This is a genomic window from Pseudarthrobacter sp. NPDC059871 (assembly GCF_042731175.1).
Taxonomy (GTDB): Bacteria; Actinomycetota; Actinomycetes; order Actinomycetales; family Micrococcaceae; genus Arthrobacter.
Window position 1 is genome coordinate 1 of sequence record NZ_JBHWJV010000004.1, and the last position, 15504, is coordinate 15504.

At 69.1% G+C, this 15504-nt stretch carries 14 protein-coding genes and 1 pseudogene; 12 read left to right on the forward strand and 3 right to left on the reverse strand.

The genetic code is table 11. The features are described from left to right. A pseudogene (locus ACFV4R_RS06805) lies at positions 1-261 on the reverse strand (hypothetical protein); the annotation flags it as partial. A 187-nt stretch (positions 262-448) separates the two neighbouring features. Here ACFV4R_RS06805 and ACFV4R_RS06810 point away from each other — a divergent pair. Further along, on the forward strand, positions 449-1228 hold the full coding sequence (locus ACFV4R_RS06810; RefSeq protein WP_377201655.1) for a hypothetical protein: 780 nt from the start codon (positions 449-451) through the stop codon (positions 1226-1228). 19 nt (positions 1229-1247) lie between these two features. Here the strand turns inward: ACFV4R_RS06810 and ACFV4R_RS06815 are convergent, their stop codons facing one another. After that, positions 1248-2291, reverse strand: coding sequence for an NAD-dependent epimerase/dehydratase family protein (locus ACFV4R_RS06815; RefSeq protein WP_377201656.1), 1044 nt, complete (start codon positions 2289-2291; stop codon positions 1248-1250). 145 nt (positions 2292-2436) lie between these two features. On the opposite strand from ACFV4R_RS06815, the gene ACFV4R_RS06820 reads away from it, so the two are divergent. The 11 genes from ACFV4R_RS06820 to ACFV4R_RS06870 all read left to right on the forward strand — a co-directional run bounded on the left by ACFV4R_RS06820 (position 2437) and on the right by ACFV4R_RS06870 (position 14388). Beyond that, positions 2437-3369: a sigma-70 family RNA polymerase sigma factor gene (locus ACFV4R_RS06820; RefSeq protein ID WP_377201657.1), complete on the forward strand. Its 933-nt coding sequence runs from the start codon at positions 2437-2439 to the stop codon at positions 3367-3369. Positions 3370-3523: 154 nt separating this feature from the next. Then, positions 3524-4060, forward strand: coding sequence for a D-glycero-alpha-D-manno-heptose-1,7-bisphosphate 7-phosphatase (locus ACFV4R_RS06825; protein WP_377201658.1), 537 nt, complete (start codon positions 3524-3526; stop codon positions 4058-4060). Further along, positions 4060-5148, forward strand: a complete 1089-nt coding sequence (locus tag ACFV4R_RS06830; RefSeq protein WP_377201659.1) for a glycosyltransferase family 9 protein — start codon at positions 4060-4062, stop codon at positions 5146-5148. The genes ACFV4R_RS06825 and ACFV4R_RS06830 overlap by 1 nt, the downstream gene beginning before the upstream one ends. Beyond that, positions 5145-6173, forward strand: coding sequence for a glycosyltransferase (locus ACFV4R_RS06835; protein WP_377201660.1), 1029 nt, complete (start codon positions 5145-5147; stop codon positions 6171-6173). The genes ACFV4R_RS06830 and ACFV4R_RS06835 overlap by 4 nt, the downstream gene beginning before the upstream one ends. Next, the gene (locus tag ACFV4R_RS06840) at positions 6170-7429 is read left to right on the forward strand and encodes a glycosyltransferase (RefSeq protein ID WP_377201661.1); all 1260 of its coding nucleotides are present in this window, start codon (positions 6170-6172) and stop codon (positions 7427-7429) included. Before ACFV4R_RS06835 ends, ACFV4R_RS06840 begins: the two co-directional genes overlap by 4 nt. After that, positions 7426-8127 (forward strand): SIS domain-containing protein, encoded by a 702-nt coding sequence (locus ACFV4R_RS06845; RefSeq protein WP_377201662.1) that lies wholly within the window; start codon positions 7426-7428, stop codon positions 8125-8127. Before ACFV4R_RS06840 ends, ACFV4R_RS06845 begins: the two co-directional genes overlap by 4 nt. Further along, complete coding sequence (locus ACFV4R_RS06850; protein WP_377201663.1) at positions 8124-9584, forward strand: PfkB family carbohydrate kinase; 1461 nt, start codon at positions 8124-8126, stop codon at positions 9582-9584. Before ACFV4R_RS06845 ends, ACFV4R_RS06850 begins: the two co-directional genes overlap by 4 nt. An 81-nt stretch (positions 9585-9665) precedes the next feature. Continuing rightward, positions 9666-10367 (forward strand): SDR family oxidoreductase, encoded by a 702-nt coding sequence (locus ACFV4R_RS06855; protein WP_377201664.1) that lies wholly within the window; start codon positions 9666-9668, stop codon positions 10365-10367. Between the two features lie 54 nt (positions 10368-10421). After that, entirely contained in the window at positions 10422-11849 is a 1428-nt protein-coding gene (locus ACFV4R_RS06860; protein ID WP_377201665.1) for an aldehyde dehydrogenase family protein, read from the forward strand. Beyond that, the gene (gene rfaE2 / locus ACFV4R_RS06865) at positions 11846-13408 is read left to right on the forward strand and encodes a D-glycero-beta-D-manno-heptose 1-phosphate adenylyltransferase (RefSeq protein WP_377201666.1); all 1563 of its coding nucleotides are present in this window, start codon (positions 11846-11848) and stop codon (positions 13406-13408) included. Before ACFV4R_RS06860 ends, rfaE2 begins: the two co-directional genes overlap by 4 nt. A 53-nt stretch (positions 13409-13461) precedes the next feature. Then, complete coding sequence (locus ACFV4R_RS06870; protein ID WP_377201667.1) at positions 13462-14388, forward strand: spermidine synthase; 927 nt, start codon at positions 13462-13464, stop codon at positions 14386-14388. 106 nt (positions 14389-14494) lie between these two features. On the opposite strand, the gene ACFV4R_RS06875 is transcribed toward ACFV4R_RS06870, so the two are convergent. After that, entirely contained in the window at positions 14495-15388 is an 894-nt protein-coding gene (locus ACFV4R_RS06875; protein WP_377201668.1) for a LysR family transcriptional regulator, read from the reverse strand. Positions 15389-15504: the final 116 nt, after the last annotated feature.

Genomic DNA, 15504 nt, shown 5'->3' on the forward strand with positions numbered 1-15504 from the left:
CTTCGCCGTGTGCGCCACATCCTTGGCTGCAGACGTTGCCTGTCCTGCCACGTCAGAGGCCTCCGCCTTTGCCGCATCGGTTTTCGAACCGCCGGACGGGGTGCCCGCCTGGTAACCGCCTGGCTGGTAGCCGTCTGTCCCGGGTACAGACGTCTGTGGAGTTGTGGCGGCGGGGAAGGTGGTTGCAGCCCGCTCGCCGGGAATTCCTGTATTGGCCGTGGGAACCGCGTTGGGGTCCTCGGGCCATTGGTTCTCTGTCATCTTCCATCTCTCTTTCCAAGAAGGCCGGTTGTTGATCAAGAACCAGCAATACTGGCCGTAAAATGATAAGCATGATTACTAATGAAAGGTAAGTACCCTTCGTAAACGAGTTATAACCGAACCCGAAAAGTCAGCCGGACGGCGAGGGCCTGCCCGGTCACAACTGAAGTGGAAAGTGGTGGGTAGCGTGGAAACAGCTCCATGGATTTGGATAATCATTGCCGTCGTTGTGGTGTTGCTGATTGTTGTCCTGCTGATGAGCGGGCGGCGCCGGAAGGCCGTCCAGGAAAAGCGCGAGCAGGAACACCGCGAAAAAGCAGCAGAAATCCGCAGGGAAGCGGAAACCAAGGAAATTGATGCCCGCGAACGTGAGGCCAAGGCTGCCCGCGCACGCGCTGACGCCGAGCAGGCGCAGGTCAACGCCGCACGCCTTCGCCAGGAGGCTGACGCGAAAGCCCGCGAGGCAGGTTCGCTCCGCAACGAAGTCGCCGATCACACGCGCAAGGCCGACGAAATAGATCCCGACGTCACGACCGATGCCGGCCGGCGGGCGCGCAGGGCCGACGACGGCGAGCAGCGTCCGCGCCAATCTGACGCGGCTGCCGGGACAGTCGGCCATGGGCATGATGACCGCGTGCAGGGCGACCATACACGCACCACCTCTTCGCAGGATGACCAGGCCTATGGCGGCCAGGCCGACGGGTCACCGCGTGATGCGGCGCGCGATGACAGTGCCCGCGATAACCGGGCGTACGGTGACCCGGTGTATGGCGACCACACGGGAAGCAGCCGCGAGGCTGACGGGCGGGGGCCAGTGGCCGGGCAGGACGGTTCCGACGGCAGGACCCCCGATGATGAGCGACACTCCGGCGAGCAGGATCCGCGCCTGGACCGGGACCGTCAGCCCGGCGACGCCGGCGTTGACGAAATCCGGCATGGGGAGCGTAATCCGCGCGACGGAATCTAGGCAGCAGGGGGCGTCGCGGCTACGTGCCGCTACGCGGTTTCAGTACGGGGGAGGGAGCTACTCCCTTCCCCGTTCCCATGCCTTCCAGTACTTCCCGGACTGCCTCTATAGCCGAGGTCTTTGCCTCCCACCCCAATATCCGCTGTGCCCGCCGGGTGTCCATGACGGGCGCTCCAGCGGCCATCTCAACCCACCCGGAATCGGTGGGTTGCAGCCGCAGCCGCCACGCCAGCCCGGCGGCCCGGTGAAGCAGCCACATGGGCACGGGGAGGATTCTCCTCGCGCCCAGGACCCGGCCCAGCTCCTGGGGATCCAGGACCGGCTCGGCAGCGATGTTGAAGGCACCGCTGGCCCGCTGGTCCACCACGCGCCAGTAAGCCTCGGCCACGTCATCGGCGTGCACCGCCTGGAATACCAGGTTGTCCGGTGCCGGCAGTAGCGGAATCCGCAGCTTGCCGGGCAGCACCCGCGGAATGACCGGGCCCAGGAAGTACCTGCCGATTTCGCTGCCGGCGTCGCCTTGGAAGATCAGGCCCGGGCGGAGCCTGGCCACAGCAATGCCGGGCTCGGACTCGGCGAACCGGTCCAGCAGCCGTTCCTGCTCAGCTTTGTGCCGGCTGTAGTGGGAGCCCTGCATCCCCTGGGCGGGCCAGGATTCGTCCCTGCGGCCGTCCTTGGACGACTTGCTGTAAGCGCCCACCGAGGACGCGCAGACCACTTGTTTTACACCCGCGGCCCTGGCTGCGTCCAGCACGTGCCTGGTCCCGACGACGTTTGTCCGGTACAGCTGCTCCAGGTCCCGGTTGGGCTGGATCTGCCACGCCAGATGGACGACGGCGTCGGCTCCTTCCAGCGCAGCTTCCAGCTTTTGGCGGTCCTGCTCCAGCCCTACGTCGAGCGTGTGCCAGTCCACCCCTGCGTACGGTGCCTGGCTGGTATCCGGGCGGCGGCGGCTGATCCCGGCGAGCTGGAGGCTCCCAGGTTTCCTGGCGAGCTGGCCCTGCAGGTTCCGCAAGAGGGCCGTGCCGGCGTTTCCACTGCCCCCGGTGATGACAATCCGCATGAGGTGCTCCTGACGCAAGGTGGACAGAACTGCGTACCAGACGAGCCTATCGCCGAGAAGGATTGTTTTATAAGCAAGCTTATGATTTGCTGCTCCTAAGTCTTGCCGCAGGCTTTCGGAACCATCCCCGAGGGAACCACCGTCAATGCCAGAATCCTTCTCTCCAGTTTCCGTGGACGCTTCATTCATCCACAGCCACCAGTCCACGCCGACGCAAACACCCGCTTCACCCCACGATCCGCACGCCAGGTCGGGGCGGCTGCGGGAGACTTTCGAAAACGATTTGGTCCTGGGCTACCTGGACCTCGCCGAAGCCCTGGCCGCGCGCTTCGAAGCCCGCGGCCGCGAGCGGGCGGACCTGAACCAGGTGGCCTACCTGGGGCTGGTCAAGGCCGCCCGTGGTTTCGACCGGTCCAAGGGCGAGAGCTTTCCCGCCTACGCCGCCCCCACCATCACCGGGGAACTGAAGAGGTACCTCCGTGACCGGACCTGGGTGGTCCGCCCGCCGCGGAACATCCAGGACCTGCGCACCCGGATGTTCAGGGCCGAACCGGAACTGACCCAGGCGCTGGGCAGGACTCCCAGCGTGGAAGAGCTCGCCGGTGAACTGGAAACAGATCCGGCGGAGGTGCAGGAGGCCATGTCGGCGTCCAGCAGTATGCACCCGGACTCCCTGGATGCGGTCAACCCGCATTCGGACGCGCCGTCCATCGGCGAGATGCTCGCCTGCCCGGACACGCCCCTGGAACGGCTGGAGGAACTGGCCTGTCTGCGCGATGCCATGCATGGCCTGGACCCGGCGGACCGGGAGCTCCTCTACCGCCGCTACTTCTGCGAGGAAACCCAGGTGCAACTGGGCAAGCGGCTGGGGATGTCGCAAATGCAGGTTTCCCGCCGGCTGGCCCGCGTGCTGGTGGAACTCCAGCGCCGCCTCGAAAACAGCTCCCGGCTGGACGAACCGTCCGGCAATTGCCCCGGAACTGCAACCTCCGGAGGGCGGGCGCAGACCCAACGCGCCGCCCACTCCCCACGGGAGCCCGCCCGGCGCCGCGGTTTTGGCCGGCCATCGACGCCGTGACCGGACTGCACTGACTTCCGGTCCGGCCACGGCCGGGCGCTCCACACCACAGATTTCCTATCTTGCCTGTTCAGCGGGCCGGACACGCCGCTGTCCGGTGCCCGGTGCGACGTCGGCCTGTTTAGGAGCAGCAGCAGGAGGGAACAGGACTGACATGGGAAGCCCCACAACTGCCAAGATCCGCGCCGTGCTGTTCGACCGGGATGGAACCCTGGTGGTCGATGTCCCCTACAACGGGAACCCGGCCCTGGTACGGCCCGTGCCCGGCGCGAGGGAAGTGCTGGATAGCCTGCGGGCGGACGGCATCGCCACGGGCGTGGTCAGCAACCAGTCCGGCATTGCCCGCGGACTCATCAGCGAGGACGACGTTGCCAGCGTCAATGCCAGGGTGGAGGAACTCCTGGGCCCCTTCGACGTGTGGGAAGTCTGCCCGCACTCGGACCAGGACAACTGTGCCTGCCGCAAACCCGCTCCAGGAATGGTCCACAGCGCTTGCAGAAAGTTGGGTATTGACGAATCCGAAGCTGCCCTGATCGGCGACATCGGCGCAGACGTCCTGGCCGCCGAGGCTGCGGGAGCCACCGGAGTCCTGGTACCCACCCCGGTGACCAGGGCCGAGGAAGTTGCTGCCGCCCGGCTGGTGGCACCTGACCTGGCCGGCGCCGTCGTCCTGCTCCGGAAGGCGCCGTAATGGGGCGGGTGCTGGTGGCGCGGCTGGACAGCATGGGCGATGTCCTGCTGGCCGGACCCGCAGTGCGGGCAGTTGCCAACGGCCGGATCCCGGACGGCAGCGGTGCTAACCATGTGGTGATGCTGTGCGGCCGGCAGGGCGAGGCTGCTGCGGGACTCCTGCCCGGCGCCGCCGGGGTCTACAGCTGGGACAGCCCGTGGATTATGAACCCGGCACCCAAAATGACGGGCCCCCACGCGGACCGCCTCATCGAGTACGTCCGCAACTCCAGGATCACCGAAGCCGTCATCCTCACCTCGTTCCACCAGTCCCCGCTGCCGCTGGCACTCCTGCTCCGGCTGGCCGGCGTCGAGCGGATCACGGGCGCCTCAACGGACTATGCCGGTTCCCTGCTCGATGTGCGGCTCAAACCCGGTGAGGACTTTCCCGAAGACCAGCCGGAAGCCGAACGTGCACTGGGCATCGCCGAAGCCGCAGGATTCAGGCTCCCCCAGGGCGACGACGGCAAGCTCCACATCACTCCCGGCCCGGATGTCCATGACCTCGTCGGCGACGGGCCGTACGTGGTGGTCCACCCGGGCGCCGCCGTACCGGCAAGGGCGTGGCCCCCGCTCCACCACGCCGCCGCCGTCGAGCTCCTCCAGGGCGCCGGCCACCGCGTAGTGGTGACCGGTGGGCCCGGCGAAACCTCATTGACGGCAACCGTGGCCGGTCCCTCCGCACTGGACCTCGGTGGCCGGACCGATGTGCATACCCTCGCCGGCGTCATGGCCGGCGCCGAGGCGGTGGTCACCGGAAACACCGGTCCCGCCCACTTGGCAGCAGCGGTGGGCACGCCGGTGGCCTGCCTCTTTTCCCCCGTGGTCCCGGCCATCCGCTGGGCACCGTACGGGGTGCCGCTGGAGCTGCTGGGAGACCAGAACGCGGCCTGCCGGATGACCCGCGCCCGCATCTGTCCCGTCCCCGGCCACCCCTGCCTGGACTCCGTATCCCCCGAAGAAGTGGTGGCAGCCGTTGAACGCCTGATCGGCGGAGTGAGCTCGTTCAGCACCCACGTCAGCACCCGTAGAAAGGCCCGTAACAGATGAGAATCCTGCTCTGGCACGTCCACGGATCCTGGACGGATGCCTTCGTCCGCGGCAGGCACGAGTACCTGCTCCCCGTCCTGCCCGAAGGCGGGCCGTGGGGCCTGGGCCGCGCCGGGCGGAACTGGCCGGACTCGGTGCGGGAGGTGGACCTGGCGACGCTGGACGCAGGCTCCATTGACGTCGTCGTGCTGCAACGCCCGGAAGAGATCAGCGAAGTCTCGGGAAGCCTCGGCCGGACCCCTGGCGTGGACCTGCCCGCGGTCTTCGTGGAGCACAACACGCCCAAGGGTGATTTCCCCTTCACCCGGCACCCGCTGGCGGACCAGAACACCATCCCCCTGGTGCACGTAACGCACTTCAACCGGCTCGCGTGGGACAACGGATCAGCCCTCTCCAAAGTCATCGAACACGGGATCCCCGACCCCGGGCAGCTCTATACGGGAGAGCTGCCGGACCTGGGCGTGGTGGTCAACGAGCCCGTGCGCCGCGGCCGGGTGACGGGCACGGACCTGCTGCCCGCTTTCGCCGACGTGGCGCCGCTGCAGGTGTTCGGGATGAAGACCGAGGGACTGGCAGTTGCCGCCGGCATCGGGACGGACCGGCTCACCCCGCGCGGTGACCTGAAGACGCAGGAACTCCACCGGGAGCTGGCACGCTGCCGCGTCTACCTGCACCCCATGCGCTGGACTTCCCTGGGCCTGTCCCTGCTGGAGGCCATGCACCTGGGCATGCCCGTGGTGGTGCTGGCCGCCACCGAAGCTCCCCGGGCAGTCCCGCCGGAAGCCGGGGCGGTGTCCGCGGACATCGACGAGCTGCTCCGGTGCGCACGCAGGCTGGTCGCCAACCCGGATGAAGCACGTCGGCGGGGCGTTGCCGCGCGCGAGGCTGCACTGGCCCGCTACGGCCTGGGCAAATTCCAGGACAGCTGGGACGGGCTCCTGGCGGATCTCGGGCGCAGCCCCTCTGCCCGCCACCGGCCGGGCGGGCAGATCCTTGTTCCGGCGCAAGAAAGGAAGACCGCATGAAGATCGCGATGATTTCCGAACATGCCAGCCCGTTGGCAGCCTTGGGCGGGGTGGATTCGGGCGGGCAGAACGTCCACGTCGCCGCATTGTCCGAAGCGCTGGCAAGGCGCGGACACCAGGTCACCGTGTATACCCGCAGGGACGCGACGGAGCTTCCCGCCCGTGTAAAGGTGGGGCCCGGTTTTGACGTAGTCCATGTGGATGCCGGCCCTCCGCGGCACGTTCCCAAGGACGAACTGCTGCCGTTCATGGGTGAACTGGCCGACGGCGTGGCCCGGGACTGGGACCAGCGGCCCCCGGACGTGGTCCACGGACACTTCTGGATGTCCGGCCTGGCCGCCCTGGACGCCGCCCGCCGGGCCGGCTCGGGCTACCGGGTCCCCGTCATCCAGACGTTCCACGCACTGGGCACGGTCAAGCGCCGGCACCAGGGTGCCGAGGACACCAGCCCGCAAGAGCGCCGGTGGCTTGAACCCGGCGTCGGGCGGTCCGCGGACCGGATCATCGCCACCTGCTCGGACGAGGTGTTCGAACTCAAAGCCATGGGCATCGGGACGGGAAAGATTTCCATCGCACCCTGCGGCGTGGACCTGGATGTCTTCGGGCCGGAGGGCCCGGTGGACGCCAAGCCCCGGTCCCACCGAATCCTTTCGGTTGGCCGGCTGGTGCCGCGCAAGGGCGTGGACCTGGTGATCCGCGCCCTGCCGCACCTGCGCGCAGCAGGCTTTGCCGACGTCGAACTCCTCATCGTTGGCGGCGGCTTGGACTCGGGTGCCCTTCACTCAGACCCCGAGGTGCGCCGGCTGCTGGACCTCGCCGCAGAACTCGGCGTCCAGGACCAGGTGGTGCTGGAGGGCCAGGTGCCCCGCGGGGACATGCCCGGCATCTTCCGCAGTGCCGACGCCGTGGTCTGTGCCCCCTGGTACGAGCCGTTCGGCATTGTTCCCCTCGAAGCCATGGCGTGCGGCGTGCCGGTGGTGGCCTCGGCCGTGGGCGGGCTGCGGGACACCGTGGTGGACCATGCCACTGGACTGCACGTCCCGCCCCGCGATCCGGAAGCCATCGCGTCGGCCCTGGCCATGCTGTTGGGCAACCCCTCCCTGCGGACCGAACTCGGCGATGCCGGCCAGCGCCGCGCCCGTGCCCGCTATTCCTGGGACCGGGTGGCCGCGGAATCCGAAAGGGCCTACAAGCTGGCGATGGCTGGTGCCGCCGCCAGCCCGGCAGCCATCCCCATGGAAGGAGCGGCGCTGTGACTGCTGAATCATCCGTCCGCGACATAGACCTGGCGCACCTGGCCATGGCCCCGGCCCTCCCGGCGGTGCTGCCCGGCGCCGCGTACGTGGATTCCGCCAGCACCGATGCCGTCAGGCTGCACCTGGACAACGTGGTTCCCGCCCTGGAATCCCTGCGCAGCCAGTCCGGCCGGCTCGCTGCCTGGGGTGTGGAACTGGCCCAGCGGATGCTCCGGGGGCAGCGGCTGCTGGCGGCCGGAAACGGCGGGTCCGCCGCCGAAGCCCAGCACCTCACCGCCGAACTGGTGGGACGGTTCGACGGCGAGCGGGTTCCGTTTTCTGCCATCTCCCTGCACGCGGAAACGTCCGCCATGACGGCCATCGCCAACGACTACGGGTACGACGACGTCTTCGCCCGCCAGGTGCGCGCCCACGGCCGCTCCGGAGATGTTCTGGTTTTGCTGTCCACCAGCGGCAAAAGCCCCAACCTGCTGCGTGCAGCGGAGGCCGCATCCCGCCTGAACATCACCACCTGGGCGCTGACCGGTGCAGGGCCAAACCCCTTGGCCGGCGCCTGCGATGAAGCCGTGATGATCGATGCCCTCAACGCGAACGCCCAGGAGGGCCACCTGATCGCCCTGCACGCCGTCTGCCGGGCCTTCGACCTCGAGGTGGACCGCCGCAGCCCCGCAATCCTGCAGCCGGGAGGCCGGCCATGAGGATCGTGGTGGTGGGCGACGTGATGCTGGACGTGGACCTCTCCGGCGAAGCGACCCGGTTGAGCCCGGATGCACCCGTCCCGGTGGTGGACGTCTCCGGGATCCGCAGCCGCGCCGGCGGCGCCGGACTGGTGGCGCGGATGCTGGCCGGGGAAGGCTGGCCCGTCACCCTGGTGACGGTGTTCGGCGATGACGACGCCGGGCGGCAACTCCGCGGCCACCTAGCCGGCGTGCGGCTGGTGTCCGGCCCCAGCGGCCACCCCACACCGGTGAAAACCCGGGTCCGGGCCGGCTCCCATGCAGTGGTCCGGTTCGACCAGGGGTGCGGCAAGCCACCGGTACCGGAGATGACCCCCGCCATGCTTCGCGCCGTGGAGGAAGCCGGGGCCATCATCGTGGCAGACTACGGCAGGGGAGTGGCGGCCAGCCCGGAGCTGCGCCGCCTGCTTGCCAGGCGCACGGCGGAAGTGCCCGTCATCTGGGATCCGCATCCGTCCGGGCCGGAACCGGTGCCGGGAGTTGCCGTGGTAACGCCCAACCTGGCGGAGGCCACCAAAGCCGCGGCGGCTTACTCAAGCCCCGCTTCAGGTGACGGCGCGCCCGGTGACCCGGCCGCCGTCGTCGGACGCATCCTGCTTGAACGCTGGCAGGGCAACGCGGTCCTGGTGACCAAGGGGTCGGATGGGGCCGTGCTGCTGCAGCGGGACAGCGTGTCCCCCCTGGATGTTCCGGCGCCGCGGGTGGAAGCCGGGGATCCCTGCGGGGCCGGTGACCGCCTGGTTGCAGGCCTGGCAGTCCACCTTCTGGCCGGCAGCGCCCTGCCCGAGGCGGCGGAGCTGGCCGTCAATGACGCCGCCGACTTCCTGGGCGCCGGTGGTGTCTCTGCCTTGCCTGACAGTAGCGCGGACCGCGGCGTGGTCCGGGACGACGGCGGGGATTCACCGGCATCAACCGGTCCGTGGGCGGGACTGCCGGCGGATGGACCCACACCGCTCCGGCGCCCCACCGAACCGCTGCTGCTGGCGCGCGCCGTCCGCGGCAACGGAGGAACGGTGGTGGCTACCGGCGGCTGCTTCGACCTGCTGCACGCCGGGCACGTGCGCTCGCTGGCCGCCGCCCGTGAACTCGGCGACTGCCTCATCGTCTGCCTGAACTCGGACAGCTCGGTCCGGCGGCTCAAGGGCGCGGAACGCCCCATCATCGGCCAGCAGGACCGGGCCGAACTCCTGCTGGCCATGGAGTGCGTGGACGCCGTAATGGTGTTCGACGAGGACACCCCGGAAGCCGCCCTGGACCGGCTTCGCCCTGACATCTGGGTCAAGGGCGGCGACTACAAAGGTTCCCGGTTGCCCGAAGCCGAGCTCGTGGAGAGCTGGGGCGGCCGGTGCGTGACTGTTCCCTACCATCCGGCACGGTCCACCACCGGATTGGCGGATGCTCTCGCCAAGGTGGGCTGACCTACCCTACTCACCCAGATGCCGCACCAAAAGATCAACAGCAAAACACCCGACGATTGTTTTCCCCTTGAAAGGAACACCATGACTGCAGATGCCAACAACCCCGGACGCGTACTGGTCACCGGAGGCGCCTCCGGACTGGGTGCCGCCGTCGTCGAAGCCGTCCTGACGGCAGGCGGAACGCCCGTGGTGCTGGACCGCGATATCAGCAGCGTGTCCGGAGTGAAGGCGTTCGAAGTGGACGTTGCGGACCGGCTGGCCGTCGAAGCGGCGGTCCGTGAGGCTGCCGAAACGGTGGGCGGCCTGGACGGCGTGGTCACTGCGGCCGGAATCGACCGCTGCGGCAAGCTCGCCGACGTGGAGGCAACGGAGTGGGAGAAGGTCATCGGGGTGAACCTGATGGGCACCGTCTCCGTGGTGCGCGCCGCGCTGCCCTACCTGAAGGCCAGCCACGGCCGCGTCATCACTGTTGCCTCCACGCTGGGCAAACGCGCCGTGGCCGATGCCACCGCCTACTGCGCCTCCAAGTTCGGTGTGGTGGGTTTCAGCCACGCCCTCGCGGCGGAAACCGGGGGCGAGATCGGTGTCACCACCATCATCCCCGGCGGCATGAAGACCCGGTTCTTCGATGACCGCACCGAACAGTACAAGCCGCAGGACGATTCACGCCTGAACGATCCCGCCAACACTGCCGAAGCCATCCTGTTCGCGTTGAACCAGCCCCGGGGCTGCGAGGTCCGCGAAATGCTGATCTGCCACGAGGAAGAAGGGTCCTGGCCCTAAAGCCGGCCCTAAACCCGGCCACAGGACACGTCCGTACACGACGGGAGGAACCCCATGCCCACCACAGCAATCGACACACCAGCAGGCCGGGACACGGCCGAATCCATCGGCATCACCATCACTGACCCGCGCACCGGCGAGGTCCTTTGGACAGTCCCCGAGGCGGGGTCCGAAGCGGTGAACCATGCCGTGGAGGTGGCCCGCAGGGCTGCACCGGAATGGGCTGCCACCGCTCCCGCGGACCGCGGGGCCGCCCTCAAGGCTGCCGCCCGGGCACTGGACTCCGCTGCGCAGGAGCTGGCAGGGCTCAACGCCAGTGAAACCGGGCGGCCCGTAGAGGAATCGCTGGCCGGCATCGGAGCAGCTGTTTCCACGCTTGAGCAGTACGCCGAGCTTGCTCCGGTGCACCGGGGCCACAGCCTCCGGGGCAACCGGCTCGCCGCCGACTACACCGTGGCCGAGCCGCGCGGTGTCGCGGTCCTCCTGACACCGTGGAACGACCCCGTGGCCGTGGCCTGCGGCCTCATCGGTGCCGCCCTGGCCACGGGCAACGCCGTCATCCACAAGCCGAGCGAACGCTGCCCGCGGCTGGGGGAGGCGCTCGGCGAGGTCCTGGCGCCGGCCTTCCCGCCCGGAGTGTTCCTTACCGTTTCCGGCGGTGCCGGGGTTGGCGCCCTGCTGTCCCAGGCTGAGGTGGACGTACTGGCGCACGTGGGCTCAAGCGCATCAGGCGCCCGGATTGCCCGTGCGGGTGCACTGACCGGCGCACACGTGCTCCGCGAGAACGGCGGCAACGATCCGCTCCTGGTGGACCGCGACGTCGACCCCGCCTGGGCAGCGGAGCAGGCCGCCATCGGCGCCTTCAGCAACAGCGGCCAGATCTGCACGGCAGTGGAGCGGATCTACGTGCACCGGGACATCGCGGAACAATTCACCGCGGCGCTCCAGGCGGAGGCCGCGCGCCGCAACGGCAACGGATCCGTGGCCCCGCTGGTGGACGGGCGGATGCGCGACGAGGTCCACGCGCAGGTCACCGAAGCCCTCGGAGCCGGCGCCACTGCAGTGGAGGGCGGTGACCTCCCGGATGGCCCGGGATCCTTCTACCCGGCCACCGTGCTGGTTGGCTGCACCGCGCAGATGCAGGTGATGACGGAGGAAACCTTCGGCCCGGTTGCCCCGGTGCAGGTGGTGGACTCGTTCGACGACGGCCTGCGGCTCGCGTGCAGCGGCAAGTACGGCCTCGCAGCCACCGTCCTGAGCAGCAACATCACCCACATCCAGCAGGCTGTGGCGGCCCTGCCGGTGGGCACGGTCAAGGTCAACGCGGTGTTCGGCGGAGCCCCCGGCGGCGCAGCACAGCCCCGCGGAGACAGCGGCGCCGGGTTCGGCTACGGGCCTGAACTGCTGGACGAGTTCAGCCAGGTCAAGGTGGTCCACATCTCCGCCCCGCCGGAGCCCCCTGCCGAACAGGACCGGCCGTGAGCCTGAACCCGGAAACTGCCGACCTTTCCACCCAGCGGGCGCTCGCCGAATGGCTGCCCGGACGCTTGGCGGCAGAGCAACCGAGCGTGCTGGTAATCGGTGACCTCATGCTGGACGGCTGGTGGAGCGGCACCATCGAGCGGCTCTGCAGGGAGGCTCCGGCGCCGGTTGTGGACATCGCCGTCAGGGACTCCTTTCCCGGCGGCGCCGCAAACACCGCCATGAACCTGGCCGCCCTGGGCGCCCGGGTCTCCGTTGCCGGCATCATCGGCACGGACGACGCCGGCGCGGACCTGCGCCGCCAGCTCGAGGCGGCGGGCATCGACGTCCGGCACCTGCACTCGCACCCGGACATGGTGACCACCACCAAGATCCGGATCAGCAGCGGCGGCCAAGTGATGCTCCGCATCGACGACGCCGCCCGGACCGTGCCCGCCGAAGCGCTCGCCGAGCTGGCCTCCGCGGTGCGCGCCGCCGTCGAACGCCGGGACGCCGTGCTGGTGTGCGACTACGGCAACGGCGTGCTCGCGGACCCCGTGCAGGAAAACCTGGTGGCAGCCCTGGGCAGCACCACCGGGGATGGCAGGGATGCCGGGAAACGCCGTCCGCTGGTGGTGGTCGATTCCCATGATCCACGGCCCTGGGCGCCGCTGCGGCCGGACCTGGTCACGCCCAATGCGCAGGAGGCTGCACGGCTCCTCGATGTCCGGCTCCCCGACGGGCCGGACCGCGCGGACACTGTCACCGGGCAGGCGCCGGCGCTGCTGGCAGCCACCGGCGCCGCGGCGGTGGTGGTCACCCTGGACCGGGACGGCACCGTTCTCGTCAGGCCCGACGGCGCCACCCACCGCACGTGGGCACGCCCGGCTGCCGAGAAGCAGGCCTCCGGGGCTGGCGATACCTTCGTGGCCGCGCTGACCCTGGCGCGCTCTGCAGGGTTGCCGCTGACGGCGAGCCTGGACCTCGCACAGTCGGCCGCCGACGTCGTGGTGCACCAGCCCGGAACCTCGGTGTGCAGCACCAGCCAGCTCAGCCGGTACCTGGCAGCCTTCGCGGACACCGCCCTCGGCGCTGACGAGCTGCAACAGCAACTGGACCTGCACCGGTCCGAGGGGCAGCGCATAGTGCTGACCAACGGCTGCTTCGACGTCCTGCACAGCGGCCACACCCGCTACCTGAACCAGGCCAAACAGCTGGGCGATGTCCTGGTGGTGGCGCTGAACAGTGATGACTCCGTCAGCCGCCTCAAGGGGCCGGGGCGGCCCATCAACGCCGTCGCGGACCGCGCGGCAGTGGTGGCGGCCCTGAGCTGCGTGGACTACGTGACTGTTTTTGACACCCCCACCGCAGAACCGCTGATCCGGCAGCTTCGGCCCGACGTCTACGCCAAGGGCGGTGACTACACGCCGGAAATGCTGGCGGAGACACCGGCGGTTGAGGAGTCGGGCGGCCGGGTGGCCATTCTGGACTACGTGGCCGAGCGTTCCACCACTGCCGTGGTCAACCGCATCCGCGGCGGCCAGGGAGCTGCCACGGCGCTGCAGGGCTCGGGGGAGTAGCCCCGCCGCAGTTCCACTAGGGTTGGATCCATGACTGAGGCGGGGCACGGGTAATGGCGAAACGCGGAAAGTCGGGTGGCCGCGGGCGTGCTGCGGCCGGCGTCGTGGAAAGCCCGGGCCCCGGGTCCAAAGGTCCGGTGGAAGGCGTCTACTACGTCGATACCGGCGATTGCGAGCTGATCGCGGACCAGGACAACTCCACCGGCTGGCTCCTGAAAATCAATGGGGTCATGAGCTCGCACATCGATCTCGCGGACCCGCTGTTCCTGGATTTCGAGTACATGCGATGGATCGCCGCGCTCATCGAGTCCCGCTGGCCGCCGTCGGACGTTTCGTCCGCCCGGGGCGGGGCCGCCGATAACCAGGGGAAGTTGCGCGGCCTCCACCTCGGCGGCGGAGCCTGCTCCCTCGCCCGGTACTTCGCCGCTGCCTACCCGGATGCGCGGCAGGTTGTGGTGGAACTCGACGGCAAGCTCGCTGAGTACGTCCGCGGCTGGTTCGACCTGCCCAAGGCGCCGCTGCTCAGGATCCGGGTGGGGGAGGCCCGGGAGGTCACCGAAACCCTCACCGCGGACACCCGCGACTTCATCATCCGTGACGTCTTCGCCGGCTCACTCACGCCGCGGCCGCTGACCACCGCCGAGTTCAACCAGCATGTCCGCCGGGTCCTGGCCCCGGGCGGCGTATACGTGGTGAATTCCGGGGACGCCCCGGACCTGAAGAGTGCCCGCGAGGACGCCGCCACGATCGCCGCTTCCTTCGAACACACCCTGATCATTGCCGATCCCGCCATGCTCAAGGGCCGGCGCTACGGAAACATGGTGATGGCCGGCAGTGACATCCCCTTCGGTGACGATCCCAAACTGGCCCGCAGGCTGCTGGGCGGGGCAGTACCGGCGCACATCTGGGATGACGCCCAGGTCCGCGCCTTCGCTGCCGGCATTCCGGTGCGCCACGACCCTCCCCACCCGCACCCCTAACCTCGCAAGTCCACCCCGGCTCCCTGCCCTCGCAAGCTCGGGCCGGGGCCCTCGCCGGGACGGCTCCACGGCCAGGGAACCCGGCGGGCGTGGGCCCACGTAGCTATCAACGGCCCAGCAGCGCGTCCCGGTGCATCGTCACCTGTTCGCGCAGGGCCTGGACGACGGCGGCGACGGCCGGGCGGCGCATCGAATCGGGCCGCAGGACCATCCAGTAGGGAAGCCGTTCGGCGATCCTGTCCGGGAGCAGCCGGACCAGGTCATCGTGCAGGTCGCCCATGAAGCAGGGAAGGAACCCGATGCCGGCGCCGGCGCGGGTCGCTTCAACGTGGACGAAGACGTTGGTGGACGTGAGCCCGTCCCGCATGGCCGGAACCAGGCGCCGCGGGGCGTCCAGGAGGTCCACCTGCAGCATGGAATCCACGAAGTAGACCAGCGGATGCCCATTGAGGTCAGCCACGGTGGCCGGTGTGCCGTGCTCCGCCAGGTATGCGCGTGAGGCGTACATCCCCAGCATGTACTCACCCAGCCGGACCGCCTCCGCGCGGTGCACCTGCGGCTCACCCACCACCACTTCGATATCCAGGCCGGAACGCTGCTGCAGCGCGCGCCGGGTCATGGTGACCACCTCCACGCTCAGCCCTGGGTGCGCGCGCCGGAGCCGGGCCACCGCTGGCGCGGCAATGTACGCGCTGAAACCGTCCGTCGCGGTCATGCGTACGACGCCGGTAATGGGGTCGGGTGCGCGGCCGCCGGGTCCCAGCGTGGCCAGGACCTCCTCCACCTGTTCGGCCACGCGCACCGCCCGCTCGCCCAGTTCGGTCAGCTCCCAGCCGCCCGCCGCCCGGGCCAGGACCCGCCCGCCGAGCGACTTCTCCAGCGCGGCGATCCTGCGTGAAACGGTGGTGTGGTTCAAGCCCAAGGCCTGCGCCGCCGTCGTGAATTTCGCCGAACGGGACACCTCCAGAAGGACCAAAAGATCATCGGGGTTGGCATTCATATCTGCAATTGTGCACACAGCCGGTGCCGCTTTGGTCATTGAAGGCGCAAGTTTGTGCAGCAATACTCAGGGTAGTCACTTGTGCTGGAGATCACAGCACGTGTCAACGTGGACAC